We start from the raw sequence: 24,771 nt of genomic DNA, 5'->3' as shown, positions 1-24,771 counted from the left end.
TTTACAGAATATAAATACAGCCAAAAAATCATCTAGTAATTAGAGGTAAACTCTGACTGCGGCTTGTACTCTCTTAACTGAGTTTTAAGGAAACGGCTGACGCTTATTTAAGGCATCAGTCATTTCCGATGTTCAGACTTTTAATTGCGCTGTCCCGAAAAGACTAACACTCAGCACGTTTCCTGATTCGATCTGCAAGCGCACTGGCGCCGTGCCACCCGGCATTACCACCGCTACGTCGCCCCCCTCAACCCAACCTGCTCGCCATGCCGCGCACGCCACTGCACTGGCGCTGGTCCCCGAGGACGCCGTAGGCCCCTCTCCTCGCTCAAATACGCGTGCGATGATTCGATTGCCAGCGTCTCGAGCAGCCCATTGCAGGTTGACCCCACCGACACAGGGTTGGCCGCACCCTGCCGGCGGTGCAAAAGCGATGGCCTTCAACTGCTTGAAAAGTACCGACTGATGCATCGTGCCACAGCCTGGCAATGCCGAAACCTGCTCAACCAGCGTCACACAATGGGGGTTGCCAACCCGGACAAATTGACTGCTCCCCCATTGCGGATTGAGCGACGTCAAGGCTGCCACATGACTGAGTTCATGCCGCCCCACAGCCACCGGGCTCACGCCAACCGCCCCCACCGCCAAGGGGCCAAACTCGGGCCGGCCCAAGGCCAGCCAGAAGCCTGGCACCTGTTCATGCTCAGCCGGCTCGACACAGGTGATTACGGGCGATACCGCATCCGGCTTGTCGTGATACACCCGCAACTCGCTGCCATGGACCAGCAAACCCTGGTCGGTCAACGCTTGGGCAAAGATAGTCAGCCCATTACCACTGCGTTCGGCGAGAGAGCCGTCGGTATTGATGATCAGCAGATCAAACGGTGGCTGGGCCTGAAATGGCCCGACCAACAAACCATCGCAGCGATGCGCCTTGGCACCAGCAGGACGCGGCAACGAACCCCAACCACATTCCGACGCAATCGCCGATGCGGCCCACGCCTTACGCGTGCTCGCAGCCAAGCCGGCAGTGTCGGGCACGGCAATACCCTGGCGGCATAAATAGGCGGGGCTGACCACCCCATAGATATTGCCGCGCGCGTCGTAGAATCGGGTCATAACCACACCAACCGGAAATTCTTCATCGGTTCGTCCGTTCACTTATCTACTATCGGGACAGCAGCGTATTACACAACAGCCGGTCTGTGGGAAGTGAGCTGGAAGGTGGTAATCCGCCGCAAGAAACCTGGGGTTCAACCACTCCCCGCAGGGATTACACACCTTCCAGCCCACCTCCTACAGGCTCGATCATTTCTACGTGGTGACCGGCCACCAAAGCGTTCCGTGTTTGTAAAAAAATGAGGCTTGCACCCCGTACCTTTAATCCTGAACACCAACGGAACCCGATTCGCTCAAGAGGGCCTGATATGCAAGGATGTCGCGCCGGACATCGTTCGTTGAACGCCAAACCAAGGATTTTCCATGACTGCCATTCCCACTCCTGCCCCCGTGGTTCCCGGGCGACTGGAGCAGATGTCGACCCGCATCGCTTTTTTTATCGCAGGTTTTGGTATCGCCGCCTGGGCGCCGCTGGTGCCGTACGCCAAGGCGCGTGCGAATCTGAATGAAGGCACCCTTGGCCTGCTGCTGTTATGCCTGGGGGTGGGGTCGATCATCGCAATGCCGGCAGCGGGCGCGCTGGCCTCGCGTTACGGTTGCCGACGCGTGCTGAGCGCAGGGACACTGATGATCTGCCTGGCCCTGCCGATGCTGGCCACCGTCAGTTCCATCCCGTTGCTGATTGCCGGGTTGTTCCTGTTTGGCGCAGGCCTGGGCACCGTGGACTCCACCGTGAACCTGCAAGCGGTGATCGTTGAGCGCGCCAGTGGCAAAACCATGATGTCGGGTTTCCATGGTTTGTTCAGCCTGGGGGGCATTGTCGGCGCTGCGGGGGTTGCGGGGTTGCTGGGCCTGGGCCTGTCGCCATTGCAGGCGACCCTGGTGGTGGTGGTTATTACACTGGCCGCGCTGTTGAAGGCTGCACCGCACTTACTGCCTTATGGCAGTGAAAGTTCGGGGCCGGCATTTGCAGTGCCCCATGGTGTGGTGTTGTTTATCGGTTGCCTGTGTTTCATCGTGTTCCTGGCTGAAGGCGCCGTACTGGATTGGAGCGCTGTGTTCCTCAGCGCCGAGCGCGGCCTGGATGAGGCTTACGCCGGCCTGGGCTACGCGGCATTTGCCTTGACCATGACCGCTGGACGCCTGACCGGTGATGCGATTGTTCGACGCCTGGGCCCCACGCGGGTCATCGTGATGGGCGGCACGCTGGCCTGTGCCGGCTTGCTCCTCGCGACGCTATTGCCTGCGTGGGAAACTGCGCTGCTGGGGTATGCGCTGGTGGGGGCCGGGTGTTCGAATATCGTGCCGGTGCTGTACACCGCCGTGGGTAAGCAAACGGTAATGCCGGAGCATATTGCAGTGCCTGCCATCACCACATTGGGCTACGCCGGCATTCTCGCCGGCCCCGCCGTGATTGGTTTTATCGCCCACGGCAGCAGCTTGAGCACTGCCTTCATCCTGATCGCCGTATTGCTGGCGGCGGTGGCCATCAGCGGCAAAGTCCTAAAGGTGTAGCTTGCCTTTCAGCGTGCCTTGCGTGCGGCGTCTTGCTCATGCCACCGTTCGAGGCTTTTGTTGCTGAGCCACCCCTCTTTGTGAGGCGGGCCAAATAGTCGTGTGCCATTGGCGCGCTCCAACGAAGGCAGCAAACCTGGACGCTCAATAATGTTCTTCGCGGTGTAGACACAGAGTTCGCTGTATTTGGACTGGGGCATGCCCGTGGACGCATCCAGCACCGGCGCGCCCTGCTGATCAACCTCATGCGGGTCCTGCATGACCTCCCGCAGCCTGGCTATTTCAACATACTGATGCGGTTCAAACAGGTAGGTTCGGTCCATGGCCTTGTCTCTCAACAGCGGAAACTGGCTTTGTAGCGCCTCCACCACCTGCGCATTGCCTTGCGCATGAAACGGGTCCTGACTGAACTCGGTTGCCGAGCTGTTCCCCTGCAACGCTTGGGCCGCCGCGCGGAGGCTGTCACGGGTGATATCGCCGTCACGACTGAAGATCGCGTCACTTAACCGCGGGCGCTTGAGCATTTCCCCGACGACCTGAATCACGCCGTCCAACGCCTCGCTTTCACCCATAGGATGAACGGCGATCCGCTGCAAAGACATCCACGTCAAGCGCCCATCATTCAGAAAGGAGTGCAGCAGGCCGAAGGATTTTTCCAGGGCCTTCGCCAGTTGGTTGTCCGTTGAGCTAGCACCCGGCGGGGTACCACTGGCCCGCCCAATGGGAAAGTTCTGCAAGTCACGATGGCGCAGAGCGGACAATGTTCCGCGTAAAAGAAAAGGCTTGCGCGACCCCTCGCCCGACGTCGATGAAGGGGGCTGATGCCAGGTCTCAGGGTGGATGGCCGCTGATGACGTAGTTGAGTATACGGCCGGCTTGTCGGGGGGCAGAGGCCGTCCGGAAGGTAATACACCCTCGATTGTCATGGGTTTTCTCCAACACTTTTCAGATGCATATCCGCAGGGTGATTTTTACCTTGATGGGCAAAATCAACGAATGGACTCTACCCAGGCAGGCACCTCATGTGTGGTTGGAGGAACTCGGCAGTTCCGAGTCAACGATACCTACCAATGACAATATGTAAAACCGTGGTCAGCCGCGGTTAACCCAGCTTGCGCCTACGCCACCAGCCTGCCAGGCAATTGATCAACCCCGTGTCGTTCAACGAATCGGCGCCCTCCCCCCTGACCTGCGGGTCTGCCAGCATGCCCCGGGAAAAGTCGTCCGACACGGGCGCCTGGAATCTACGCTCGCCGGCATAAGCCTTCATACGCCGTGCTTCTGCCTCATATTCCGTCGACGCAAAAGGGAAGCTACGCGAGGGGCCGCGCTCCTTGGATACTGGTGGACTTGTACGTTGGGTACTGCGCAACAGGTCGATGGGACCGTTTGGGGAAGAATTAAACGAGGCTGAAGTCATATGTTTTCCCTCATTCAGAATCTGAAAAGCGGCGGGTCGAATTACAACCGCAAGTATCACCTCTGTGGCAAATGGGCGTAATTCGTTCCTTGAAACATATTGGACTGGCGCCGCCCCCGAGAGGCGGCGCCTGAAGAGCGGTCAGCGGGACAACAAGTACAGTCCTGTACGGCTGATTTTCCCGTCGTCATCTTTACTGGCGCGGTTATCCATTTTCTCCAGCAGATCACTGCGCTTGCGTATTATTTCCTGGGATAACTGAATCAGATGGTCCTTGGCTGCGTCGCCGGTAAGTGGCTGGCAGGCCCACTTTTTCAGGTCGCGGATTTTAAGGCTTGAGCCCCCGCTCCCGTTTTTCAACTCGTCGAAATGCTCAAGCAGCTCACCGGCCAGTTCCTTGTCGCTCTTGTACTTGAAGTAGTTTTCTCCTTTGATTACCGCGTTCAGGCTGTGCCGGTCGATCAGGCCATCCAAAGCGCCCGTGGAACCGTGCCGGTCCAATGCGGCCATCAGTTCCGGACGTCGTAGCAGTTCATTGGCCAGGCGAATGTTCTCGTTCATGACGGGGTTGGGCGACCACCCTCTTTTTGCCATTGCAAGAATGCTGTCAACGCTAATGGAACCAGGGTTCTTCGGGTCTCTGAAGGCATTGAAGTTATCGCGCAACTGCTGCGCCAGCTCTTCTCTATTTTTCAGCGAGTACTGCGGATCAGGCCTGCCGGGGGCGGGCGGATACGGCCGACCTGCAGTGGGGTCCGGCCTCGGTGGCGGATTACTCCCAATGGGGTTCGGCCTGGGTGGCGGGTTGCTGCAACCTGGGTTCGGCTTTGGCGGCGGATGCCCACAGCCAGGATGCATAGACGGCCGATGTCCGAAGAACCAATGACTGATCCAGTGCGGGAGTTGGCCCAGGAAATTCTGCATCGCCGGTGGTCTGTGGTGATGTCCACGCACGTCAGCTGCGGAGGTGGGTGCCTGGGGGTTACCGAATACCGGCCCGGCTTTGTTGTCCCCCGATTGAAAATTCACATGGGCAGCATTCTGGCCCTTGAAGGAAGGTGCAGCCTGGCGCGTGTTTTTGACCTCGGCCTTGGCGCTGGCCTGTGAAAGGTCAGGCGTTGATGAAGCAGAGACGGGTGTATCCAACATCGATACCGACATAAGTTTCTCCATACAGTGGGCGATTTTCAGCTTGTCGCTCCAACGCAGTGTCGAAGCCCATCAGCTTTCCCATGTGTGGTTTTGCGTCGGAATCAGTTCCTGATCCAGCCATAATCTGTGCTGTGGTGATGTAGGAAACAGAGTGTGGTCTTGCAGCAATGAGTGCGCGGAGCGCTTTGCCCAGGCAAAAAAAATCGCCCCTCTGAGGTTGCGATTTTCCCCAGAGACGACAGATCAGAACCCGACGCTTGCCTGTACAAAGAAGGTGCGAGGCTCGCCCAGGTACAAGCCGGCATTGTTATCGCTGGAGCGCGTGTAATGCTGCTGGTCGAAGACGTTTTTCACGCCCACACCCAGCTTCAGGTTCGACAACTGCGCGCCGAAGTCATAACCGCTGCGCACGTTGACCGAGACATACCCTGGGATATCACCGTATTGACCATCCGCGGTGCCTTGGGTGATGTAGGTGGTTCCGGTGCCTGGCGCCCGTTGGCCGGACTGGGCATAGACATCCAGGTTGTGGGTCCAGTGGTTGACGTCGTAACGCAGGCCCAGGGTCGCCACTTGGCGGGAATACAGTGGCAGGTCGCGGCCCTTGAACGGCACATCACCTTCGGAGGTGGCCTTGGTGTAGGTGAAGCCCGCGTTGGCGGTCAGGCCGTCGAGGCGCGGGTCGAGGTTGGACAGGTCGTAATGGGCCGATGCTTCGATGCCGCTGTGCTTGGTGGCGCCGAGGTTGGTCCAGCCCACGTCATTGCTGACGTATTGCAGTTCATCCGAGAAGTCGATGTAGAACAGCGTCACTTCGCCGCCCCAGACGCTGTCGTTGTAGCGCGTACCGACCTCGTAGGTCTTGGCCTTTTCCGGGTTCAGGCCGTTGGCCGTCTGGTCGCCGGTACCGCCCTGGCCCAGTTGGAAATACTGCAGGCTGCCGAAGGAGGTTTCGTAGTTGGCGAACAGTTTCCAGGCGTCAGACACGTGGTACATCACGCTCAGCGCCGGCAGCGGTTCGTTGTTGTGGACCTCGCGGCGTTTTTCCTCGGTACGCTTGCCGTTCAGGGCCACGACTGGGCGGTCATGCCATTCGGTACGGATATCTTCAAAGCGAATGCCCGGGGTGATGGTCCATTTGCCAATATCGATTTTGTTATCGATATAGAAGGCGTTGGCTTCAGTGCCCCCCGTGCGGTCCTGATACACGTGACCGTCGCTCTGCCCGCCCGGCGTCGGTACGTTGTTGACCAGGTTCAGGCTGGTGGCCTCCTCGTGCATGCCTTCTTTGAGGTAGCGATAGCCCACGCTGACTTCCTGGGTACTGGGCCCCAGGTCAAACACATGGGACACACGCGGCTCGATGCCGAAGGTGTAGTAGGTGCGCGGGTAGGAACTGAGGGTCTTGAGGTCGCGGTTGGCAATGTTGCTGCCACGGAAACTGTCGGAATAGTAAGTCAGCACTTCGGCCTGGGTGCGGTCGTCGATCTGGCGGATGTACTTGAAGGAGATGTCCTTGCGGCGCCCGCTGAAGTTGTCCCAGTCACGCACCGATTGGTACGGGTTGGCATCGAACTGCTTCTGGGTCAGGCCGCCGGGCATATCGGCGCTGGCATCGTAATAGTGGAAGTTCAGCGAGAAATCGTCTTGATCGGTCGGCGCCCAGTGGGTCTTGAAGATCACGTCATCGATGTCGTTGCCGTTGTTGCTGTTGCGGTAACCGTTGCCATTGACCCCGGAGTACAGCAGCGCGGCACCGATACCGTTGTCGGCCGTGCCGCCGATAAAGGCGTTTTCCACATGCTTCCAGCCCCCGTGGGCAGACGTTTGCAGGGTGGTGCCGACTTCCCCGGAGAAGTCCTGCGGGATCGCACGGGTTACGAAGTTGATCACGCCGCCGACGTTCTGTGGCCCATAACGCACCGAACCCGCGCCACGGACAACGTCGATACTTTCCAGGTTACCGGCAGAAATCGGCGCCATCGACAGCTGTGGCTGGCCGTAGGGAGCAAATGCAGCCGGTACGCCGTCGATCAGCACGGTGGAGCGCGGCGACAGGCGTGACGTCAGCCCGCGCACACCGACGTTTAGGGAAATATCACTGCCGCCGGTGCCGTTGGATTCCTGCACTTGCACGCCAGGCACACGGCGCAGCACATCACCGACGTTCATCGCGCCCTGCTCTACCATGGCCTCGCGGCGAATAACCGTGCGCGCACCGGGGTGGTTCTGCACCACTTCGGCATCGGCGTCGGCAAGCCAGTCGCCCACCACTTTGATATCGGTGACCCCCAGTTCCAGCGGTGAGCCCGCTTCACCGGTGCCGCTGCGCACCGGACGCAAGGTCACGGAGCCGGCGTCAATCTGGTAATCCAGGCCACTGCCTTGCAGTAATTGCCGCAGGGCTTGTTCGGGCGAGAGGTTGCCATCGACCGCGGGAGCTTGCTTGCCAGCCACCATATCGGGGCTGAAGAACACTTGCAGCGAGGTCTGCTGGCCCAATTGGCTCAAGGCTGCGCCGAGGGATTGGGCACGAATGTGGATGCCCTCGGCAGCCTGTGCGGTACTGATGGCAACGGCCAGGGCCAAGGGCGCCCAGCGGGAAATTTTATTGTTGTGAAGAGCAAGTTTTTTCACGTCGAACCTAGTCCTGTGATCGCAAGCATGCGCAGCCGTTAATGCAAACCAGTTGCAGTTGTATGAGAAGACGAAGAACTCGAAAAAAACCTGAACGTCAGCGTGAAATAATTTCCTGGCTACCGTCCGGCAAAGTGCGCAAGGCGACCGGCAGGATGTGGGGCAAGGCCTTGAGCAAAGCGTCGGTGTCGCTGGATTTGAAGACGCTGGTCAAGCGCAGGTTGCCCACCGCTGCCGTACTGACCCGCAGCGGTTGCTCGCGGTAGCGCGACACTTCCCGCGCCACGTCTACCAGGGTGGCGTTGTTGAACACTAGTTTACCGCTGCGCCACGCGGTCAGTTCTTCAGGGTTCACCGCGTAGGCCGCCGCCACTTGGCCTTGGGGATCGACATGGGTGCCACGCCCGGCGGTGAGCGTGACGATGTGATCGGATGCCCGGCCCTGCACCTTGACCGTGCCGGCTTCGACCGCCACGCGGGTCTGGTCCGCCTCCCGACGTACATCAAAGCGCGTGCCGGTGACGGTCACCTGCCCTGCCCCGGCTGCGACCACAAACGGGCGTTCGGCGTCATGTTGCACGCTGAACATCGCCTCGCCCTGCTTGAGCTCTACGCCCCGACGGCTCTTTTCGTAGCGAACCGCGACCACGCTGCGGCTGTTGAGGTCCATCACGGAACCGTCAGGCAAGGTCACCTGACGATGCTCGCCTAACCGCGTGCTGAATTCGGCATTGTAGGGCTTTGGCTGCCCCAGACCGCTGTACGCACCCAGGCCCACTGCAACGGCGACCACACTGGCGGCCACGGCATAACGCAGCAGCGCACGCCGTCCAAGGCGCTCGGTTGGCGCATCGCCCAGCGCCTGCAAGCGGGCCTTGGGCAGCAAATCCGTCGCACTCCATAGCCCTTGCAGCACATCGATTTCGTACTGATGCGCGGGCTGCGACCTGCGCCAGGCATCGAAACGTTGACGTTCCTGGGCGCTCAATGGGCCGTCTTGCAGGCGTACAAACCACTGCGCGGCCTCATCACGGACACGGTTATCCATCGTGGAAGATCCTGTTTCAAAGCCGGTCATGGCGCGCTCGCATCCAGACGATCACGCAGATGCCGCAAGGTGCGGATCATATACTTTTCCACCATGTTTTTAGACAGCCCCAGGCGTGTGGCGATTTCCTGCTGGGTGAGCCCTTCGATCTTCTGCCAGATAAAAACCCTGCGACAGTTGAGCGGCAACTCGGCCAGCGCCCGCTCGATGGCGTCGGCCAATTGGATCGCGTGCATGTAATGTTCCGGGTCGCTACTGTGCGGCGTACTGTGATCAGCCACCTGCAGCGTCAACGTCTCGCGACGGTCTTCGCGGCGGTAGGCGTCCACCGCAATATTGCGCGCGGTTTGATGCAGGTAGGCGCGCGGTTGCGCCACCTCGCAGGCAGCGGACTCAAGCACACGCACGAAGGTGTCGTGCGCCAGGTCTTCGGCTTGCTGACGGTTTCTCAGGCGGCGTGTCCAGGTGCCGATCAACTCTTCGTAGTGCTCGAAAAAGCCTGTTCTGCGGGGCGGCTGAGGAGTCATCGCGAGAGCACTGGGGAGGCGGGGCGTGAATAGTAATGCTTCCTATTAAGTGGGGCAATTGCTGCTCATCGCCCACCCACTATTTGTTTGAAATGACCTCACTCATGTATTGATGCAAATCGCGAAAGTCTTTAACACTCCAGGCATGTGGCGCGATCTTTACGCCATTGTCTTGCAGCGTCTTGGGGATCAGGTTGCCATTGGGGCGAAGAATGACCGAGGAGACAATAACGCCAGGATATTCATGGAGTCGTTTCTTGAAGGCGGCGGTTGTCAGGTCAGGGGTTGGCGGATTGCTTTTTTTAGCCAATGGCCCCGTGCCTTTGATATCGGACCCATGGCATACAGCACAGCGCTGTAGATACAGCGTTTTACCATTGCTGTTATCGGCAAGGCACAGGGCTGTTTGAGTCAGTGATAAAACGGCCAAGACGCCGCTGACTAACAGTTTGATCAATCTGGTATCGGCCCGCGCCTGCATTCCGTCGCTTCCTGTATTGCCCTTTGTTTTCAGCATCATACGATAAAGTCGCGCTTTTACCCGCGCTGGGCGTAAACGCGAGGGGGTGAACTTCCGCTCCCCGCCGCCAGTCAGCAAGAAGGACTCTCATAAAACGGTGGGTGGGCGATGCAGATTTCCTTGCAGCAACAAGTGGCCCTGGTCACCGGGGCCAGTTCCGGCATTGGCGCGGGCGCGGCCAAAGCCCTGGCCGCAGCAGGCGCCGCGGTGGTGCTTAACTACAACTCCCAGGCGGCACCGGCTGAGGCTCTCGCCGCGCAGATCAATGCCAACGGCGGCCGAGCGCTTGCGATTGGCGGCGATGTGTCCAAGGAGGCCGATGTCGAACGCCTGTTCGCCCAAACCCTCGACGCCTTCGGCCATCTGGATATTCTGGTGGCCAACTCCGGCCTGCAAAAAGATGCCAATCTGGTCGACATGACCCTTGAGGATTGGAACACGGTGATTGGCGTCAACCTCACCGGGCAGTTCCTGTGCGCGCGGGCGGCGGTGCGTATCTTCAATCGCCAGGGCGTTCGCGAAGGTGTGTCACGGGCCGCCGGCAAAATCATCCATATGAGTTCGGTGCATCAAATCATCCCCTGGGCCGGGCATGTGAATTACGCCGCGTCCAAGGGCGGCGTGGAGATGCTGATGCGCACCCTCGCCCAGGAAGTCAGCGAACAGCGCATCCGTATCAATGGCATTGCGCCAGGGGCGATTCGCACGGCGATCAACCGCGCGGCCACCGAAGGCGCGGCAGAACAAGAGCTGCTTAAATTGATTCCCTATGGTCGTGTCGGTGACGTCGAAGACGTGGCCAACGCCGTGGTGTGGCTGGCCAGCGATGCCTCTGATTATGTGGTTGGCAGCACCTTGTTCATCGATGGCGGTATGAGCCTCTACCCGGAGTTCCGTGGCAATGGTTGATTTCAAGAACGAACCTCAAAGTGCCATTGATGCCCACGGGATCATTGGCGACATGCGCAGCGCGGCACTGGTGAACGACCGCGGCAGCATCGACTTCTTCTGCTGGCCGGAATTTGACAGCCCGTCGGTGTTTTGCGCATTGCTCGACACGCCCGAGGCCGGCACATTTCAGCTTACCCCGGACCTGCCCAACGCCCGCCGCGAGCAGATCTACCTGCCCGACACCAACGTGCTGCAGACCCGCTGGCTGAGCGATGAAGCGGTGGTGGAGATCACCGACCTGCTGACCGTCAGCGAAAACGTCGATGAACTGCCTTTGCTGATCAGGCGGGTACGGGTGGTCAGTGGCAAGGCGACTATCCACTTAAGCTGCGCCGTGCGCCACGACTATGCCCGGGCCGCTACCGAGGCGAAGGCCGAGGCTGCCAGTGTCGTGTTCACCGCCAACGGCCAACCCGGCCTGCGCCTGACCGGCAGCCAGCCGCTGACCCTCCAAGACAACACCGCCATCGCCACCTTTACCCTCGCCCAGGATGAAGGCGCCGAATTTGTCCTCGGTGGCCAGGAGGATGCGCGCGTCACCAACGACTGTACTGACCTCTACCTGGAGCGCACCTTGAAGTTCTGGCGCGGTTGGATCAGCCAGTCCAACTATCGCGGGCGCTGGCGCGAGATGGTCAACCGCTCGGCACTGGCGCTGAAACTGCTGACCTCGCGCAAACACGGCGCCATCATCGCCGCGGCCACGTTCGGGCTGCCGGAAACGCCCGGCGGCGAACGCAACTGGGACTACCGCTATACCTGGATCCGCGATGCGTCGTTCACCGTCTATGCGTTCATGCGCCTGGGTTTCGTCGAGGAAGCCAACGCCTATATGCGCTGGCTCAGGGGTCGGGTCAGCGACTGCTGCGGCCAGCCGACCAAGATCAACATCCTGTACGGCATCGACGGTCGCCAGGAACTGCCGGAAACCACCCTCGACCACTTGAGCGGCCACGGCGGCGCCCAACCGGTACGGGTGGGCAATGAGGCGTTCGATCAGATCCAGCTGGATATCTATGGCGAACTGATGGACGCGGTCTATCTGGTGAACAAGTACGGCGAAGCCATCTCCCACCAAGGCTGGAAACACACGGTGGAAGTGGTCGACCAAGTGTGTGAGATCTGGAACCGCAAAGACGTAGGCATCTGGGAAATGCGCGGTGAGCAGCACCACTTCCTGCATTCACGCCTGATGTGCTGGGTGGCCCTGGACCGTGCCATTCGCCTGGCCTCCAAACGTTCGCTGCCGGCCCCGTTCGCACGCTGGGACCAGACGCGCCAGGCGATCTACGCCGACATCTGGAGCAACTTCTGGAACGAAGAACGCGGGCATTTCGTCCAGCATATCGGCAGTACGGCGCTGGACGGCTCGATGCTGTTGATGCCGCTGGTGCGCTTCGTTGCAGCCACCGACCCGCGCTGGCTGGCGACGCTGGAAGCGATCCAGAAAAGCCTGGTGCGCGACGGCATGGTCTACCGCTACCGCAATGACGACAGCCAGATCGATGGGCTGCAAGGCGTCGAAGGCGCGTTTGCCGCCTGCTCGTTCTGGTACGTCGAATGCCTCGCGCGCGCCGGGCAAGTCGAAAAAGCTCATCTGGAGTTCGAGCAGTTGCTGCGTTACGCCAACCCGCTGGGGTTGTACGCCGAAGAGTTCGACAGCCAGGCCCGGCACTTGGGTAACACGCCCCAGGCCTTGAGCCACTTGGCATTGATCAGTGCCGCAACGTTCCTGGACCGCAAACTCAGCGGGGAGAAAACCGTATGGCAACCGTGACGTCCCCTGCGCCGCTGCTGTATGTGCGCACAACCCTGCTTGATGTGGCTTACGAAACCCACGGCCCCATCGATGGCGAACCGGTGATCCTGTTGCATGGCTTCCCTTACGACCCACGGGGCTACGACGACATCGCGCCGGTGCTGGCTGAACGTGGTTATCGGGTATTGGTCCCGTATTTACGCGGTTATGGCCCGACGCGATTTATCAACACGCAAGTGATGCGCTCCGGCCAACAGGCGGCGCTGGCCAAGGATTTGCTCGACTTCATGGATGCATTGTCGATCCCGCAAGCCACCCTCGCCGGCTTTGACTGGGGTGGGCGCGCCGCCTGTATTGTCGCGGCGCTATGGCCACAGCGGGTGCGCGGGCTGGTGACCGGCGATGGCTACAACATCCAGGCCATCAGCCAGTCGCTCAAACCCCGGCCGCCTGAGACAGAGCACCGGCTCTGGTATCAGTACTACTTTCACACCCAGCGCGGGGTCGACGGCTTGACGGCCAACCGGCGTGAACTCTGCCAATTGCTCTGGACGCTGTGGTCACCGTCCTGGGCCGAAGGGCCAAGCCGCTACGCCCTGACCGCGCCGTCGTTTGATAACCCGGATTTTGTCGAGGTGGTGATTCATTCCTATCGCCATCGCTTTATGTATGCGCCGGGTGATCCCGCGCTGGAATACATCGAGCAGGCGCTGGTGCCCCAACCGGCGATATCGGTACCGAGCATTTCGTTGTGTGGGGCCGATGACGGTGTGGGCCCGCCGCCGCTTGTGGATGACGATGTGGAGCACTTCAGCGGCTTTTATCGCCGGCAGGTGTTGCCCGGCGTGGGTCATAATGTTTTCCAGGAAGCGCCGCAGGTCACGCTTGAAGCACTGCTGGAACTACTGGAGCGGTGAAAAACGCTCTCGATAAGCCTGGGGCGTCACTGACAAGGCCCGCAGAAAGCTGCGGCGCAAAGTCTCTTCACAGCCAAAACCGCATTGCATGGCGATACGTTTGATGGAGGTCGTGCTGTCTGCCAGTAGCCGGCGTGCGTTTTCGACGCGAATCAGTTCTACGGCCCGCGCCGGTGTTTGGCCAGTCTCGGTGCGGTAATGGCGTACAAAGCTGCGCTCGCTCATGCCAGCCTGGGCTGCCAGGGTGGCGATGCTCAAATCCAGCGTCAGGTTATCGGCGATCCAGGCATGCAGCTCGGCAAAACGGCTGTCGCTTTTTTGCAGAGATAACGTCACGCTGAATTGCGACTGACCGCCAGGGCGCTTGAGGAACACCACCAAGTGGCGCGCCACCTCCAGGGCAATCGCACGCCCCAGGTCATCCTCTACCAGGGCCAGGCACAGGTCGATCCCGGCGGTCACGCCAGCAGACGTCCACACCGCGCCCTGCTGGATGAAAATCGGATTGGCCTCCACCGTGAGCGCAGGGAACTTGCGCGCCAGTTCTTCACAGCGCGTCCAGTGCGTGGCCACGCGGCAACCATCGAGCAGACCACTGGCGGCCAGCAGAAAAGCCCCGGTGCAGACCGAGGCCATGCGCCGGGTGTGCAGGGATTTATCACGCACCCATTGCACCAGCGTCGGGTCCTCGGCAGCGCCGTACACGCCCCAGCCACCGGCGATCACCAGGGTGTCGCAGGGCTGGTCAATGGCGGGCAGCGGCTCGGCCAGCAGCGCCAGGCCGGCCGACGTCATTACCGGCCCAGCCTGAGTAGCAATGACGTTGACCGCGTAGGGCAATGGCAAACCACGTTGGCGCGCCAGATCGTTAGCCGATGCGAACACTTGTAGAGGCCCGGTGACATCGAGCACCTGGGCATTCTCAAACGCGAGTACATGAATAATTTTTGGCATGATTGGCGAGATTAGTGGGCTCAATGGCGTATTCGCCAAAGCCTAGGCTTCTACAGTGAGGACGTCCATTCCTTTTCGGAGCTTGAACCATGACCTTGCAGATCGGTTTTCTATTGTTCCCCGGCATCCAGCAACTGGACCTTACCGGCCCCTATGATGTCCTCGGTTCGCTGCCAGACGTGAAACTGCACCTGGTGTGGAAAGACCTCGCGCCGATCACCTCCAGCACGGGCTTGGTGTTCACGCCGACCATCACTTATGCCGACTGCCCGAACCTGGATGTGCTCTGCGTACCCGGCGGCGCCGGTGTGGGCCCTTTGATGGAAGACCCGCAAACCCTGGATTTTCTCAAGGCCCAGGCACAGACAGTGCGCTACATGACCTCGGTGTGCACCGGTTCATTGGTATTGGGCGCGGCAGGGTTACTGCGCGGTCGCAAGGCCACCACCCATTGGGCCTACCACCACCTGCTCGCCCCGCTCGGTGCTATTCCCGTACAGGAACGTGTGGTGCGTGACGGCAACCTGTTTACCGGCGGCGGGATCACCGCCGGCATCGACTTTGCCCTGACTCTGGCCGCGGAGTTGTACAGCGAAGCGGCGGCGCAACTGGTGCAACTGCAGATCGAATACGCGCCAGCCCCACCGTTTGACTCAGGCCGCCCGGAGACGGCGCCCCGGCATGTGCTGGAGGAAGCCAACAAGCGCACGGTGGAGTCACGCAGAGTGCGCGGGGAGATTGTTGCGCGGGCAGCTGCGCGGCTGGGGTGAAGTTGGATTTCTCACGTCCGGTCGCTGAATTTGCAGCGACTGGGAAGGTCCGTGGGAATGAACCGGTTTCAACGCTTGAACGTGAGGTAAGTCCTAGTCCGCTGTACGAAACTCCTTTTGATTCTCTCGGTGCTCAACGGCTGTCCAGTCGTAGCCAGTCTTTCGACTGACCTGGTAGTCGTGGCAAAGCTGGCCAAAGGTATCTCTTTCAGTCAAATAGGTGGCCGTTACCGCAGGAATGAATATGTGATCGGTCTGATACCCGGTGTCGGCTGGCATGCCGTCATCGCAGGCAAGCCAGCTCCCACAGTTGGATTGCGGGGTGTCTGGTAGATGAGCATTGGCTGTCGGGCCGTTGCGGGAGCAAGCTCCCCCGCCACAAAGAAACTTGCTTGGCTTCCCGCCTGTCATTCAGGCAGGACGCGACATCACCGCCAAGCGCACGGCCAACGCCGTCAGCACCGCTGCCAAGCCCCACTTCTGCAGCCAGGCGCTTTTGGTGCGCTTGGCGAAGAAGCGGCTGAGCGCCCCGCCAAACAGGCCCAATAGCATGTGAAACACGCTCGCGATCAACGTCAGCACGCCGCCCAGCACCATCAGTTGCAAGGCGATGGGCCCCGCCTCGGGCCGCACAAACTGTGGCAGGAACACCATGAAAAACAACAACGCCTTGGGGTTGAGCAAACTGTTGAGCATGGCTTGCAGAAACACTCGGCCCAACGCCACGCGGCCGACGTGAGCGGTGTCCAGGCCGGGGCGTTTTTGCAAGGTTTTGAAGGCCAGCCACAGCAGGTAAATCACGCCCGCATAACGGATCAGGTCGAACGCTGGCGGCCAACTGGCGACCAACGCCGTCACCCCCATGGCGGTCAACGCTGTCAGCAACAGGTCGGCCACGCCAATGCCCAGGGCCGAAGCAACGCCGCCGCGCCAGCCATGGGTGACGCCCTGACTGATGACAAATGCCATGTTCGGCCCCGGTGACAGCAACAACAGCAACACAGCGCCGGAAAAAACACCAAGTGTGACGAGGCTGATCATGGTCGAACCGTCCGCTGGGAAAAAATCCAGATTAATCGGCGCTGGCAGGCGCTACAAAAAATTGTGCTGGATACATTGCTCACGCAGCGAACCGAGTGATTGCTGAATGCCACAACCAACGTCTAGAATGCGAAACATTATCAATTAAGCCTGCTGCGCCAGGATGACCATGTCGAGCAATCACCCACTGGACCTTGCTGCCATCGGCCAGCTTTACCAAGCCCACCATTCCTGGCTGCGGGGCTGGTTGAGCCGGCGCACGGGTTGCCATGAGCGCGCCGCCGACCTCGCGCAGGACACCTTCGTGCGCCTGCTCAACGCGCGTCAGCAACAGACCTTGCAGCAGCCGCGCGCGTACCTGAGCAGCATCGCGCGCAGCTTGATGATCGACCAATACCGGCGCCGCGAACTGGAACGCGCCTACCTGGAAAGCCTGGCGCACTTTGCGCAAATGGAGGTGCCGAGCGAGGAAACACGGCTGCTGATCCTCGACAGCCTGGAGCGCATCGACCGTTTGCTCGACCAGCTCAAGCCACGGGTGCGCGAGGCGTTTCTGTTGGCCCAATTGGACGGCCTGACCTGTCCACAGATCGCCCTGCGCCTGGGCGTGTCCAAGGCCACAGTGGAGCGCGACCTGTCCAAGGCGCTGCACGCCTGTTACCGGTTGCGCTATGCCGACTCCTGACTCGCGCCTGGTCGACCAGGCCATCCAGTGGATGATCAAGCTGCGCTACAACACCGCCGACGACGCCAGCACCGCGGCCTTTGAGCAGTGGCTGCAGACCAGCGAGGCGCATCAGCAGGCCTGGCAACGGGTCGCCACCCTGAATGACGATTTCAACCACTTGCCAGCGCATGTCAGTCGCCATGCACTCGACGGCGCACGCCGGCACATCAGCCGTCGTGAAGGTCTGAAAATGCTCGGGCTGTTTGCCGGCGCCGCAGGTTTAGCCTGGCTGGGCCGCGACTACACGCCCCTGCCCGCCTTGATGGCGGACTACCGCACCGCCACTGGCGAGCGGCGCTGGGTAGCATTGGAGGATGGCAGCAAAGTCCAGCTCAACAGCGCCAGCGCCGTCGACATTACCTCCAGCGCCGAACAACGGCTGGTGAACCTGCGCCAGGGTGAAATATTGATCAATACCGGCGTCGACCGCCGTCCGCTATGGGTGCATACCCGCGACGGTTACCTACGCGCCCTGGGCACACGCTTGCTGGTGCGCGAAGAACCCCAAGGCACCCTGCTGGCCGTGCAGCAGGGTGCGGTGGCGGTGTTTGCCGACCGCCATGACGGCACGGCACGCCAAGTGATCAAGCCTGGCGAACAGGTAGTGTTCAACCGTAGCGGTATCCGCCCGTCCCCCAACAACGGCCTGGACCCTTGGGCCTGGAGTGACGGGGTGATCAGCGCCCACAACATGCGTCTGGAGGACTTCCTGGCCGAGCTGGGCCGCTATCGCAATGGGTTGCTGCGTTGCAGCGAAGCCGTGGCGGGGCTGCGGGTGTCGGGTATTTACCAACTGGACGACACCGACCAGGTGCTCAAGTTGGTGGCGCAATCGCTGGCAATCGATGTGACCTACCGTAGCCGTTACTGGGTGACCGTCTCCGCTCGCGTGTGACCTTGCAAAATAAATGAGGTGAATTCTCATTGCCATTCGACCTGTAAGGAGAGGCCGATCAACAGGCCCGTGTTGTCCACTTCCTTCAGGAGCATCCCGCGGTCATGCAAGCGTTCCCCTCCAAACGTTCACCCCTCAGACACGCCCTCAATGCCACCCTCCTTGGCGCGTGCGTGGCGGCCAGCGCCTTGCCGTATACCGCAAGTGCCCAGGAGCCCGGCAGCGAGCGCCAGGCCCGCGCCTGGAATATTGCGCCTGGGCCGCTGGCGGGCGCCCTTGATCAGTTTGCGCGGCAGGCCGGTATCAGCCTGTCGTATGACGCTGGCAGCGTGGCAGGCAAAAGCAGCCCGGGGCTGAGCGGCACCCTGGCCCCACAACAGGCCCTGAACCGGTTACTTCAGGGCCAGGGTTTGCAGGCGCAAAGCCAGGGCCAGAACGCTTGGTTACTGCTACCCCAGCAGCAAGCCGGCTCGACGCTGAACCTGGGCGCCACCACCATCACCGGTGATCGTTTGGGCGCCACCACCGAAGGCACCGGCTCCTACACCACCGGCGCCGTGACCATCGGCAAGGGCGAACACAGCCTGCGACGCACGCCGCAATCGGTGAGTGTGATGACCCGCAAGCTGATGGATGACCAGAACATCACCACCATCGACCAATTGCTGGAGCGCACCCCAGGCATCACCAGCTACGAATCACCCATGGGCGGCAAGTATTTTTACTCCCGGGGCTTCAAGATGCTCGGCCAATACCAATTCGACGGCGTGCCACTGGATATCGGCAAGGACTACGTACAGGCCGACAGTTTCAGCGCGAACATGGCGATCTATGATCGGGTGGAAGTCCTCAAGGGCGCTGCTGGCATGCTCAAGGGCGCCGGCACCGCCAGTGGTGCGGTGAACTTCGTACGCAAACGGCCCCAGGACAAGCCCACCACCAGCCTTGGCCTCTCGGCGGGCACCTGGGATAACTATCACACCGAATTCGACACCGGCGGCCCATTGAACGACAGCGGCACGGTACGTGGCCGCGCGGCGGTTAGCCAACAGAATCGTGGCTCGTACATGGACCTTGCCAAGCGTCAGGACCAGGCGTTTTACGCGGCCCTGGACATGGATGTCAGCCCTGATACCACCCTGGGCTTCGGGGCCAGCTATGAGGATGTCGACTCCACGCCGTGCTGGAGCGGCCTGCCGCGTTATCGCGACGGCAAAAGCCTCGGCCTGAGCCGCTCCACCTGCCTGGGCCAGGCCTGGAACGATTGGCAAAGCCAGCGCACCACGCTGTTCGCCGATCTGACCCATCACTTCAACGACGACTGGAAGCTCAAAGTCAGCGCCGTGCATAGCCGCAACCTGCAAGACATCAAATACGCCGCCAGCGAAAGCACCGTGGACTATGGTAACCCGGCCCCCACGCTCACCAGCTATGCAGCCTTGCTGGACTACGATCACAAAGACTACGGCCTGGACGCCTACATCGATGGTCAATTCGAAGCCTTTGGCCTGCAACATGAGTTGATCCTCGGCGCCAATGGCAGCCGTGGCACTCAGGACGATGTCTATGCGATCCGCAACCTGCCCCAGCGCCAAAGCGTCTTCAACCCCAACCACCACTTCCCGGAACCTGCCGACGACACCTTCTGGCCCAACATGTACCGTGGCGGCACGGTCAAGGAAACCGCCACTCAATACGGTGCCTACGCCACCTTGCGCCTGCGTCTGGCCGAACCTTTGATGCTGGTTCTGGGCAGTCGCGTCAGTTGGTATGAAAACCGCCGTGAGTCCCTGAACCTGGCCTGGGGCGAGTGGACCGACCAGGATGCACGCACCAAGGAAACCGGGGTGGTCACGCCGTTCGCCGCGCTGATCTACGACCTCAATGACAACCTTTCGGTGTACACCAGCTACGCCGATATCTTCCAACCACAAAGCTCCTACGCTACGGTCAGCGGTTCGGCCCTCAAGCCGAAAATGGGTGAGAACTATGAGTTGGGCATCAAGGGCGAATGGTTTGACGGGCGCCTGAACAGCTCCCTGGCGCTGTTTCGCGCCATCGAAAAAAACGCCGCCCAAACCGATTTCGAGACCCGCTGCGGCAGCTCCTCCGACGGCTACTGCTACACCGACACGGGCAAAGTTCGCGCCCAAGGGGTCGAGGCCGAGCTGAGCGGCGAATTGATCGAGCGCCTGCAAGTGTTTGGCGGCTATACCTACACGCAAACCAAGAACCTGAAGAACATCGACAGCGCAGCCGAAGGCGCGGTGTCCAACACTTACGTGCCACGGCATATGCTGCGCTTGTGGGGCGACTACCAGTTGGACGGTGCGCTGTCGAAATGGACAGTCGGCGCAGGGGTCAACGCCCAAAGCAGCAACTACCGGCTGCAAACCATCAAACTGGAACAGGCCGGGTATGCGTTGTGGAATGCGCGCCTGTCGTATCAGGTGGATGACACCTGGACCGTGGCGCTCAATGGCAACAACCTGTTCGATAAAAATTACTACCAGACCGTGGGCACCTCAGGCTGGGGTAATCTCTATGGAGAGCCGCGCAACCTGACCCTGAGCCTCAAAGGCAACTTCTAGGCACTGGCCCTCCTGTAGGAGCGAGCATGCTCGCTCCTACAACTTCCCCTTCCTGCCATCGTCAGAAAGCTTTTTTTCGCTGCCAGGCAAATCCCGACGTTTGTTCCTACACTCCAAAAAGCCAGCATCAATTCTCGATTTTTCTGAAAGCGCCCCCTCTTATGTCAATTAATCGTCATATCATGGAGGCCTTACGAGAGCCATTGACGGCAAAGGCCAAAAAGCCAAAACATTGACACGGACCCTCAAGAGAGCCACTATTTAGCCATCACTCCGTAAATTCCTGCGTCTGAACAGGCATTACGTATTACCCAGCAACAGCAGTTGTTCGATTTGCACCACTTGTAAAGCAAAGCTGCCTTATGGATGAGCAAACGAATAGTAACGTTCTGGTGGTGTATTGAGGATCTGATTTATGCGCGGTAAATCGTCGGTCGATAGCCTGTTTCTGACTCGTCCCGGTTTCGTTGAGTTTTTTGTCGTTTTCGTGAAACTGATCCACGGCCTTACGGCTGTGGTGCCGGCCATTATTCTGTTGTTCTATCCGGACCCCGTCGCCGAGCACATGCGCAACCACTACCTGGGCCTGCTGGTGTTCTTTGCGCTCTTGACCATCATTCTGTTCCAGGCTCTGGGGGTGTACTCCGAGGATCTGTTCAGCAACCGCCTGCGTTTTCGCGTGATGCTGGTGGCCTGGGTCTCGGCGTTTTGCATCCTGCTGTTCATGTACCAGATCCTGCTGCTCTTCCCCCAGTTGAGCCCACGCAACCTGGCGGCCTGGTTTTCCATGAGCCTGGTGCTGTTTGGCGTGGAGCGGATATTGATGCTGCGCCTGTACCGCCATCTGATGGATAACGGCAAATTCCTCCAGCGCACCGTGATCCTGGGCTTTACCGACACGGCCGTGCATGTGGCTGAACACCTGTCGCGCAACAGTGACATCCGCTCCGGCCTGATCGGTTTTATCGACGACCGTACCGAGCGCATTCCCAAGGAATTGAGCCGCCTGCCGTTGCTGGGCAATACCCGCGACCTGGAAAAGCTGATCCGCTCCGAACAGGTCAACCAGGTGATGATCACCCTGCCCTGGGCTGCCGAGCAGCGCATCAATGGGTTGGTCAAGCGCCTGCGGCAGATGTCGGTGAACGTCATGCTGGTGCCGGATATGGCCGCCCTGCGCTACGGCCATAACCGCATCACCGATGTGGGCGGCATCCTGATGTTCAACACCTCGCAGTTGCCACTGCGGGGCTGGTCGCCCTTTATCAAACGTTGTGAAGACCTGCTGCTGGCCAGCATCGGCCTGCTGCTGCTGTCGCCGGTGATGCTGGTGACCGCCATCGCGATCAAACTCGATTCCAAGGGCCCGGTGCTGTTTCGCCAGAAGCGCTTTGGCTACAACGACAACCTGATCCGAGTATTCAAGTTCCGCTCAATGTACGTCGAACAGACCGACCTCAACGCCGAAAACCAGACCACGCGCCAGGACCCGCGCATTACCCGGGTCGGCAGGATCATCCGCAAGACCAGCATCGATGAGCTGCCCCAGCTGTTCAACGTACTGCTGGGCAATATGTCGATGGTCGGCCCGCGCCCCCACGCCACGGCCACCAAGGCGGCCGGGATTCCTTTCGAGCAAGCGGTCAGCGAATACAGCTCGCGCCATCGGGTCAAGCCTGGCATCACCGGCTGGGCGCAGATCAATGGTTACCGCGGCGAGACCGACACGCTGTTCAAGATTCAGAAACGGGTCGAATACGACCTGGAATACATCGCCAAATGGTCCGTGTGGCTGGACCTCTACATCGTTTTCATGACGGTCCCGGCCGTTCTTTCCACCAAGGAAGTCTATTGATGAACCCACTTAACGGATTGATCCCGTGCATCATCTCCGGTGGTTCGGGTACGCGGCTGTGGCCGGTTTCGCGGCAGAACATGCCCAAGCCGTTCATGCGCATGCGCGACGACCAGAGCCTGTTGCAGAAGACCTTCCTGCGGGCCAGTCACTTGCCGGGCGTCGACAGCATCCTGACCGTGACCAACCGCGACCTGCTGTTTCGCACCCTGGACGACTACCGCGCGGTGAACACCCAGCGCCTGGGCCTCGACCTGCTGCTGGAGCCGTTTGGCCGCAACACCGCCGCCGCCATCGCCGTGGCTGCGTTGCATGTGCAGGAGCATTTCGGCGCAGACGCGCAGTTGCTGGTGATGCCGGCCGATCATCTGGTCCTCGATGAAGACGCCTTTGCCCAGGCGGTGGAAAAAGCCCGCGCGTTGGCCGAGGCCGGTTACCTGGTGACCTTTGGCATCCAGCCTGACCGAGCAGAAACCGGCTTTGGCTATATCGAACAAGGGCCGGCACTGGGCGCTGGGTTTCGGGTGCAGCGCTTTGTCGAAAAGCCCGACCAAGCCACCGCCCAAGGCTACTTGGACGGCGGCAAGCACCTGTGGAATGCCGGCATGTTCTGCTTCAAGGCAGCCACCCTGCTGGAAGAATTGGCCAGCCACGCCCCGGCGGTTCTGGAGGCGGCCAAGGCGGCACTGGAGCACAGCCAGAGCCTGCAAAACAGCAGCAGCCGCCAGCGCGAACTGAGCCCTGAAGGTTTCGGCACCGCGCCGGATATCTCCATTGATGTGGCGCTGATGGAAAAATCCGCCCAGGTTGCGGTCGTGCCCTGCGACATTGGCTGGAGCGATATCGGCTCTTGGGAAGCCCTGCGCCAACTCACGCCCAGTGATGACAATGGCAACCAGATCAATGGCGAGGCGATCCTGCACGACGTACATAACTGCTACATCGATTCGCCCAAGCGGGTACTCGGTGCGGTGGGCGTGCGCGACCTGATCATCGTCGACACCCCGGACGCCCTGCTGATCGCCGACGCCCATCGCAGCCAGGACGTGCGGCATATCGTTGCCGAACTCAAGCGCCAGAATCACCCGGCGTTCAGCCTGCACCGCACTGTCACCCGGCCTTGGGGCACCTACACGGTGCTGGAGGAAAGCACGCGGTTCAAAATCAAGCGCATCGTGGTCAAGCCCAAAGGCTCGCTGTCCCTGCAAATGCACCATCACCGCAGCGAGCATTGGGTAGTGGTCAGCGGCGCAGCGATGATCACCAATGGCGAACGCGAGATCCTGCTCAACATGAACGAGTCCACCTACATTCCCGCCGGGCACAAGCACCGCCTGACCAACCCCGGCATCATCGACCTGGTGATGATCGAAGTACAGAGCGGTGAGTACCTGGGTGAAGACGACATCGTGCGTTATGACGACATCTACGGCCGCGCGCCAGTTGAAGTGAAGCCCTGATGCGTACGTCATTGATCATCCCCACCCGCAACGCGGCCAGTCACCTGGACCGCCTGTTGCCAGCGCTGCGCATGCAGACGTTGCAACCGGACGAGATGCTGGTGGTCGACAGCGCATCGAGCGATGACACCGTGGCGCGCTTTCGCGAGTTTGGCGCACGTGTGGAGGTGATTGATGCCCGCGACTTCAACCACGGCGGCACCCGGCGCTGGGCCAGTGAACAGGTGGGCGGCGACGCCTTGATCGTGATGACCCAGGACGCGATTCCCGCCACCGCCGAGACCTTCGCCAACCTGATCAGCGAGCTGCAACTGGAGCCGCTCAATGGCGTGGCCTATGGACGGCAGCTGCCGCACCCCGGCGCCGGCGTGCTCGGCGCGCAGTCGCGGCACTTCAATTACCCGGCGGCCAGCCGCACCAAGCGCCTGGACGATGCAGCGCAACTGGGCATCAAGACCTGCTTCAGCTCCGACTCGTTTTCGGTGTACCGGCGCAGCGCCCTGAGCGCGGTGGGCGGTTTCCCCCGGGATGTGATTGGCAGTGAAGACGCCTATGTGGCCGCGCGCATGCTGCTGGCCGGTTACCAGGTGCGCTATGCCGCGAGTGCGCAGGTGTATCACTCCCACGATTACCGCTTGCTGGAAGAGTTTCGCCGCTACTTCGACATCGGTGTGTTCTACGGCCGCGAGCCGTGGATTCGCCAGGCATTTGGCGACGCCGGCGGCGAAGGCAAACGTTATGTGCTGGCCGAACTGCACGCATTGCGCGAGGCCAACGCGCTGTACCGCGCCCCCGAAGTGGTGGTGCGCAGTGCCTTTAAATTGCTGGGCTATCGCCTCGGCCACCTTGAACGCCACCTGCCCAACGCGCTTAAACGGCGCCTGGGCATGTTTTCCACCTACTGGACTTGAGC

Annotated in this window: 21 protein-coding genes; 11 read left to right on the top strand and 10 right to left on the bottom strand. The window is 60.6% G+C overall.

The window, feature by feature from the left end; all coding sequences use genetic code 11:
- Nucleotides 1-132 precede the first annotated feature (132 nt).
- Nucleotides 133-1,119 (bottom strand): diaminopimelate epimerase, encoded by a 987-nt coding sequence (locus AB4P90_RS11080; protein ID WP_103451770.1) that lies wholly within the window; start codon nucleotides 1,117-1,119, stop codon nucleotides 133-135.
- A 363-nt stretch (nucleotides 1,120-1,482) separates the two neighbouring features.
- Between AB4P90_RS11080 and AB4P90_RS11075 the strand changes: the two genes are divergently transcribed.
- The gene (locus tag AB4P90_RS11075) at nucleotides 1,483-2,634 is read left to right on the top strand and encodes an MFS transporter (RefSeq protein ID WP_014717858.1); all 1,152 of its coding nucleotides are present in this window, start codon (nucleotides 1,483-1,485) and stop codon (nucleotides 2,632-2,634) included.
- An 8-nt stretch (nucleotides 2,635-2,642) separates the two neighbouring features.
- Here the strand turns inward: AB4P90_RS11075 and AB4P90_RS11070 are convergent, their stop codons facing one another.
- From AB4P90_RS11070 to AB4P90_RS11040, 7 genes are all read right to left on the bottom strand, one after another.
- The gene (locus tag AB4P90_RS11070) at nucleotides 2,643-3,560 is read right to left on the bottom strand and encodes a type III secretion protein (protein WP_238347436.1); all 918 of its coding nucleotides are present in this window, start codon (nucleotides 3,558-3,560) and stop codon (nucleotides 2,643-2,645) included.
- Between the two features lie 176 nt (nucleotides 3,561-3,736).
- Nucleotides 3,737-3,904, bottom strand: a complete 168-nt coding sequence (locus AB4P90_RS11065) for a hypothetical protein (protein WP_020301887.1) — start codon at nucleotides 3,902-3,904, stop codon at nucleotides 3,737-3,739.
- Between the two features lie 291 nt (nucleotides 3,905-4,195).
- Nucleotides 4,196-5,215 (bottom strand): type III secretion effector protein, encoded by a 1,020-nt coding sequence (locus AB4P90_RS11060; RefSeq protein ID WP_172832669.1) that lies wholly within the window; start codon nucleotides 5,213-5,215, stop codon nucleotides 4,196-4,198.
- A gap of 234 nt (nucleotides 5,216-5,449) precedes the next feature.
- Complete coding sequence (locus tag AB4P90_RS11055) at nucleotides 5,450-7,843, bottom strand: TonB-dependent receptor (RefSeq protein ID WP_019818702.1); 2,394 nt, start codon at nucleotides 7,841-7,843, stop codon at nucleotides 5,450-5,452.
- 97 nt (nucleotides 7,844-7,940) lie between these two features.
- A complete protein-coding gene (locus AB4P90_RS11050; RefSeq protein ID WP_019818704.1) occupies nucleotides 7,941-8,891 on the bottom strand; it encodes a FecR family protein in 951 nt (316 codons plus the stop codon).
- Nucleotides 8,892-8,917: 26 nt separating this feature from the next.
- The gene (locus AB4P90_RS11045) at nucleotides 8,918-9,418 is read right to left on the bottom strand and encodes a sigma-70 family RNA polymerase sigma factor (protein WP_058410398.1); all 501 of its coding nucleotides are present in this window, start codon (nucleotides 9,416-9,418) and stop codon (nucleotides 8,918-8,920) included.
- 79 nt (nucleotides 9,419-9,497) lie between these two features.
- Complete coding sequence (locus AB4P90_RS11040) at nucleotides 9,498-9,899, bottom strand: c-type cytochrome (RefSeq protein WP_020301884.1); 402 nt, start codon at nucleotides 9,897-9,899, stop codon at nucleotides 9,498-9,500.
- A gap of 147 nt (nucleotides 9,900-10,046) precedes the next feature.
- On the opposite strand from AB4P90_RS11040, the gene AB4P90_RS11035 reads away from it, so the two are divergent.
- Genes AB4P90_RS11035 through AB4P90_RS11025 form a run of 3 tightly spaced genes read left to right on the top strand, consistent with a single transcriptional unit; the run spans nucleotide 10,047 to nucleotide 13,565 of the window.
- The gene (locus AB4P90_RS11035) at nucleotides 10,047-10,847 is read left to right on the top strand and encodes a glucose 1-dehydrogenase (RefSeq protein WP_020301883.1); all 801 of its coding nucleotides are present in this window, start codon (nucleotides 10,047-10,049) and stop codon (nucleotides 10,845-10,847) included.
- A complete protein-coding gene (locus tag AB4P90_RS11030; RefSeq protein WP_014717849.1) occupies nucleotides 10,840-12,666 on the top strand; it encodes a glycoside hydrolase family 15 protein in 1,827 nt (608 codons plus the stop codon). The genes AB4P90_RS11035 and AB4P90_RS11030 overlap by 8 nt, the downstream gene beginning before the upstream one ends.
- Entirely contained in the window at nucleotides 12,654-13,565 is a 912-nt protein-coding gene (locus AB4P90_RS11025) for an alpha/beta fold hydrolase (protein WP_014717848.1), read from the top strand. The genes AB4P90_RS11030 and AB4P90_RS11025 overlap by 13 nt, the downstream gene beginning before the upstream one ends.
- Here AB4P90_RS11025 and AB4P90_RS11020 read toward each other — a convergent pair.
- Nucleotides 13,551-14,519, bottom strand: a complete 969-nt coding sequence (locus tag AB4P90_RS11020; protein ID WP_395605889.1) for a GlxA family transcriptional regulator — start codon at nucleotides 14,517-14,519, stop codon at nucleotides 13,551-13,553. The genes AB4P90_RS11025 and AB4P90_RS11020 overlap by 15 nt on opposite strands.
- Before the next feature lie 89 nt (nucleotides 14,520-14,608).
- On the opposite strand from AB4P90_RS11020, the gene inhA reads away from it, so the two are divergent.
- A complete protein-coding gene (inhA, locus tag AB4P90_RS11015) occupies nucleotides 14,609-15,289 on the top strand; it encodes an isonitrile hydratase (RefSeq protein WP_019818712.1) in 681 nt (226 codons plus the stop codon).
- Nucleotides 15,290-15,700: 411 nt separating this feature from the next.
- On the opposite strand, the gene AB4P90_RS11010 is transcribed toward inhA, so the two are convergent.
- Nucleotides 15,701-16,330, bottom strand: a complete 630-nt coding sequence (locus tag AB4P90_RS11010) for a LysE family translocator (RefSeq protein WP_014717845.1) — start codon at nucleotides 16,328-16,330, stop codon at nucleotides 15,701-15,703.
- A gap of 169 nt (nucleotides 16,331-16,499) precedes the next feature.
- Between AB4P90_RS11010 and AB4P90_RS11005 the strand changes: the two genes are divergently transcribed.
- The 6 genes from AB4P90_RS11005 (at nucleotide 16,500) to AB4P90_RS10980 (ending at nucleotide 24,769) form a co-directional block, all read left to right on the top strand.
- Complete coding sequence (locus AB4P90_RS11005) at nucleotides 16,500-17,015, top strand: sigma-70 family RNA polymerase sigma factor (protein WP_014717844.1); 516 nt, start codon at nucleotides 16,500-16,502, stop codon at nucleotides 17,013-17,015.
- Nucleotides 17,002-17,952 carry a FecR domain-containing protein gene (locus tag AB4P90_RS11000; RefSeq protein WP_395605888.1) on the top strand — a complete coding sequence of 317 codons (951 nt, stop codon included), beginning with the start codon at nucleotides 17,002-17,004 and terminating at the stop codon, nucleotides 17,950-17,952. Before AB4P90_RS11005 ends, AB4P90_RS11000 begins: the two co-directional genes overlap by 14 nt.
- A gap of 104 nt (nucleotides 17,953-18,056) precedes the next feature.
- On the top strand, nucleotides 18,057-20,543 hold the full coding sequence (locus AB4P90_RS10995) for a TonB-dependent siderophore receptor (RefSeq protein ID WP_395605887.1): 2,487 nt from the start codon (nucleotides 18,057-18,059) through the stop codon (nucleotides 20,541-20,543).
- 415 nt (nucleotides 20,544-20,958) lie between these two features.
- Entirely contained in the window at nucleotides 20,959-22,398 is a 1,440-nt protein-coding gene (locus AB4P90_RS10990; protein WP_014717841.1) for an undecaprenyl-phosphate glucose phosphotransferase, read from the top strand.
- Complete coding sequence (locus AB4P90_RS10985; protein ID WP_032903768.1) at nucleotides 22,398-23,858, top strand: mannose-1-phosphate guanylyltransferase/mannose-6-phosphate isomerase; 1,461 nt, start codon at nucleotides 22,398-22,400, stop codon at nucleotides 23,856-23,858. Before AB4P90_RS10990 ends, AB4P90_RS10985 begins: the two co-directional genes overlap by 1 nt.
- Nucleotides 23,858-24,769 carry a glycosyltransferase family 2 protein gene (locus AB4P90_RS10980; protein ID WP_014717839.1) on the top strand — a complete coding sequence of 304 codons (912 nt, stop codon included), beginning with the start codon at nucleotides 23,858-23,860 and terminating at the stop codon, nucleotides 24,767-24,769. The genes AB4P90_RS10985 and AB4P90_RS10980 overlap by 1 nt, the downstream gene beginning before the upstream one ends.
- Nucleotides 24,770-24,771 lie beyond the last annotated feature (2 nt).

Source organism: Pseudomonas sp. B16120, assembly GCF_044218845.1.
Classification (GTDB): domain Bacteria; phylum Pseudomonadota; class Gammaproteobacteria; order Pseudomonadales; family Pseudomonadaceae; genus Aquipseudomonas; species Aquipseudomonas paracarnis.
The sequence above is the reverse complement of the archived record's forward strand: the minus strand, read 5'-3'. Positions and strand labels throughout refer to the sequence as shown.

Coding starts and splice junctions, on each gene's coding strand:
- AB4P90_RS11080 (WP_103451770.1), bottom strand. CDS start 1,119: ATGACCCGATTCTACGACGCGCGCGGCAATATCTATGGGGTGGTCAGC.
- AB4P90_RS11075 (WP_014717858.1), top strand. CDS start 1,483: ATGACTGCCATTCCCACTCCTGCCCCCGTGGTTCCCGGGCGACTGGAG.
- AB4P90_RS11070 (WP_238347436.1), bottom strand. CDS start 3,560: ATGACAATCGAGGGTGTATTACCTTCCGGACGGCCTCTGCCCCCCGAC.
- AB4P90_RS11065 (WP_020301887.1), bottom strand. CDS start 3,904: ATGAAGGCTTATGCCGGCGAGCGTAGATTCCAGGCGCCCGTGTCGGAC.
- AB4P90_RS11060 (WP_172832669.1), bottom strand. CDS start 5,215: ATGTCGGTATCGATGTTGGATACACCCGTCTCTGCTTCATCAACGCCT.
- AB4P90_RS11050 (WP_019818704.1), bottom strand. CDS start 8,891: ATGGATAACCGTGTCCGTGATGAGGCCGCGCAGTGGTTTGTACGCCTG.
- AB4P90_RS11045 (WP_058410398.1), bottom strand. CDS start 9,418: ATGACTCCTCAGCCGCCCCGCAGAACAGGCTTTTTCGAGCACTACGAA.
- AB4P90_RS11040 (WP_020301884.1), bottom strand. CDS start 9,899: ATGCAGGCGCGGGCCGATACCAGATTGATCAAACTGTTAGTCAGCGGC.
- AB4P90_RS11035 (WP_020301883.1), top strand. CDS start 10,047: ATGCAGATTTCCTTGCAGCAACAAGTGGCCCTGGTCACCGGGGCCAGT.
- AB4P90_RS11030 (WP_014717849.1), top strand. CDS start 10,840: ATGGTTGATTTCAAGAACGAACCTCAAAGTGCCATTGATGCCCACGGG.
- AB4P90_RS11025 (WP_014717848.1), top strand. CDS start 12,654: ATGGCAACCGTGACGTCCCCTGCGCCGCTGCTGTATGTGCGCACAACC.
- AB4P90_RS11020 (WP_395605889.1), bottom strand. CDS start 14,519: ATGCCAAAAATTATTCATGTACTCGCGTTTGAGAATGCCCAGGTGCTC.
- inhA (WP_019818712.1), top strand. CDS start 14,609: ATGACCTTGCAGATCGGTTTTCTATTGTTCCCCGGCATCCAGCAACTG.
- AB4P90_RS11010 (WP_014717845.1), bottom strand. CDS start 16,330: ATGATCAGCCTCGTCACACTTGGTGTTTTTTCCGGCGCTGTGTTGCTG.
- AB4P90_RS11005 (WP_014717844.1), top strand. CDS start 16,500: ATGTCGAGCAATCACCCACTGGACCTTGCTGCCATCGGCCAGCTTTAC.
- AB4P90_RS11000 (WP_395605888.1), top strand. CDS start 17,002: ATGCCGACTCCTGACTCGCGCCTGGTCGACCAGGCCATCCAGTGGATG.
- AB4P90_RS10995 (WP_395605887.1), top strand. CDS start 18,057: ATGCAAGCGTTCCCCTCCAAACGTTCACCCCTCAGACACGCCCTCAAT.
- AB4P90_RS10990 (WP_014717841.1), top strand. CDS start 20,959: ATGCGCGGTAAATCGTCGGTCGATAGCCTGTTTCTGACTCGTCCCGGT.
- AB4P90_RS10985 (WP_032903768.1), top strand. CDS start 22,398: ATGAACCCACTTAACGGATTGATCCCGTGCATCATCTCCGGTGGTTCG.
- AB4P90_RS10980 (WP_014717839.1), top strand. CDS start 23,858: ATGCGTACGTCATTGATCATCCCCACCCGCAACGCGGCCAGTCACCTG.